At 68.0% G+C, this 2,453-nt stretch carries 3 protein-coding genes; all 3 read left to right on the forward strand.

The window, feature by feature from the left end; all coding sequences use genetic code 11:
- Window positions 1-768: ethanolamine utilization protein EutJ (gene eutJ, locus MLE18_RS17820; RefSeq protein ID WP_243440149.1), on the forward strand; the 768-nt coding region annotated here is incomplete at its 5' end.
- A gap of 4 nt (window positions 769-772) precedes the next feature.
- Window positions 773-1,696: an amidohydrolase family protein gene (locus tag MLE18_RS17825; protein WP_243440150.1), complete on the forward strand. Its 924-nt coding sequence runs from the start codon at window positions 773-775 to the stop codon at window positions 1,694-1,696.
- 64 nt (window positions 1,697-1,760) lie between these two features.
- Window positions 1,761-2,453 (forward strand): sulfite exporter TauE/SafE family protein (locus MLE18_RS17830; RefSeq protein WP_243440151.1); only part of this gene is annotated, 693 nt, incomplete at its 3' end.

The following is a 2,453-nucleotide window of genomic DNA, read 5'->3' on the forward strand; positions in this document are numbered from 1 at the left end:
CCCCTGAGCGTGGGCGTGGACCTGGGCACCGCCGACGTGGTGCTCATGGTCCTGGACGCCTCCGGGGAGCCGGTGGCCGCGTTCCTGGAGTGGGCCGAGGTGGTGCGCGACGGCGTGGTGGTGGACTACATGGGCGCGGTGGACATCGTGCGCGACATGGTCACCAAGGCCCGCAAGCGCACCGGGATGGAGATCAGCCACGCCTCCACGTCCTTCCCGCCCGGCACCGACCCCAGGCTGTCCACCAACATCCTGGAGGCGGCCTGGCTGGAGGTCACGGCGGTGCGTGACGAGCCCACCTGCGTGGCCGAGCTGCTGCGGCTGGACAACGCCGCCGTGGTGGACATCGGCGGCGGCACCACCGGCACGGCGGTCGTCCGCGAGGGGCGCGTGGTCGCAAGCGCGGACGAACCCACCGGAGGCAGGCACCTGAGCCTGGTGCTGGCCGGACACTACGGGGTCGACTTCGAGGAGGCGGAACGGATCAAGCGCGAGCCCGAGGCCCACGACGTGCTGAACCTGGTCCGCCCCACGCTGCAACGCATCGGGGATATCGTGGCCGGGCACATCCGGGGCCATCTGGTGCAGCGCATCATCCTTTCGGGCGGCACCTGCTGCCTGCCGGGCGCGGCCAAGGTGTTGGAGGCCGAACTGGGCCTGCCCGTCACCCTGCCGAGCCAGCCGCTGCTGCTCACGCCCCTGGCCATCGCCTCGCTACAAACCGCGCCCGCCGGGCGCCCCAACACCCGCAAAACCACAAGGGGTTGAGACAATGAAGGTCATCGACTTCCGCTTCAGGCCCAACACCCAGCAGACCATCTCTGGCATCCAGAACAGCAAGATGTTCAAGGGGTTGTGCGAATCCATCGACTTCTCGAAGATGAAGCCCCAGACCGTGGAGGAGGTGGTGGCCGACCTGGGCCGCCACGGCGTGGTGCGGGCCGTGATCACCGGGCGCGACTGCGAGACCACCTACGGGGCCAAGTCCAACAACGACAGCGTGATCGAGTTCGTGAGGAAGTTTCCGGACAAGTTCTTCGGCTTCGTGGGGCTCGACCCGCACAAGGGCATGGCCGCCGTGTACGAGCTGCGCGCCGCCGTGAACGACCTGGGCATGCGCGGGGCCGCCGTGGACCCCTACCTGGCCCAGATCTACGCCAACGACGCCAAATACTATCCCATCTACGCCAAGTGCTGCGAGTTGGAGGTGCCCATCGTGTTCACCACCGGCCCGGCCACCCTGGTGCCCGGGGCCATCATCGACCACGTGGCCCCGCGCTACATCGACTTCGTGGCCCGCGACTTCCCGGACCTGAAGATCATCATCAGCCACGGCGGCTACCCCTGGGTCAACGAGGCGATCATCGTGGCCCAGCGCAACCGCAACGTGTACATCGAGCTCTCGGAATACGAGTTCTCGCCCATGTCCGAGGCCTACGTGCAGGCCGCCAACACCATGATCGGCGACAAGATCCTCTACGCCAGCGCCCACCCCTTCGTGGACTTCCGGGATGCGCTCAAGACCTACGAGAGCCTGAACTTCAAGCCCGAGGTGCGCCGCAAGATCATGCACGACAACGCGGCCAGGCTGCTGGGGCTGAAGGCCGAGCCAGCGTCCCCGGCGGTGGAGACAGACAACACCCGGGACATGGTCGCGGACATCGTTCGCGAAGTGCTGGCCCGGCTGAAGGCCTGACCGGCCTGGGCCGGCGCGTGATGAACCATGGCCGCGCCCCGGGCGGCGCACAAGGACGCATCGGATGTTCTCTCTGGCGGCGATAGCCTTTTTCGTGGGCGTGCTCATCGGCACGGTGGGGATCGGCGGGATCCTGCTGATACCGGCCATCGCCGCCTTCACGGGCATGGACACGCACGAGGCCATGGCCACCGCGCTGTTCAGCTTCATCTTCACCGCCGTGATCGGCACATACCTGTTCCACCGCAAGGGCAGCATCGATTGGATCATCGCCATGCCCATCTGCGCTGGGGCCCTGGTGTTCGGCTACCTGGGCGCGCTGGTGAACTCGCTGGTCAACGTGCTCTGGCTGAACACGGCCCTGGCGCTGGTGATCATCTTCGCCGGGGCCTACGTGCTGAAGCCCGCCTCGGGGGCCGGGCCCTTCGCCTTCGACCGGCGCTCCCCGGCGCATCTGGCGCTGCTTGGCGGCATCGGCGCGGTGGTGGGGTTCATCTCCGGCCTGACCGGGGTGGGCGGTCCGGTGCTCTCGGTGCCGATCATGGTGGTGCTGGGCTTCGCGCCCATCACGGCCGTGGCCACCGGGCAGGTGATCCAGGTGGCTGCGGCGGGCTCGGGCACCGTGGGCAACCTGATCCACGGATTCATCGACTTCAGGGCCGCGTCCTGGCTGAGCGTGGTGCAACTGGCCGGGCTGGTGATCGGCATCCGCTTCGCGCACTCCATCAGGAGCAGGCACCTGCGCACGCTGGTCGCG

Origin of the sequence: Fundidesulfovibrio soli (assembly GCF_022808695.1) — a bacterium.
Classification (GTDB): Bacteria; Desulfobacterota; Desulfovibrionia; order Desulfovibrionales; family Desulfovibrionaceae; genus Fundidesulfovibrio; species Fundidesulfovibrio soli.

What these genes read in the sequence shown, in the direction of transcription:
- MLE18_RS17825 (WP_243440150.1), top strand. Translation starts at nt 773, where the DNA reads ATGAAGGTCATCGACTTCCGCTTCAGGCCCAACACCCAGCAGACCATC.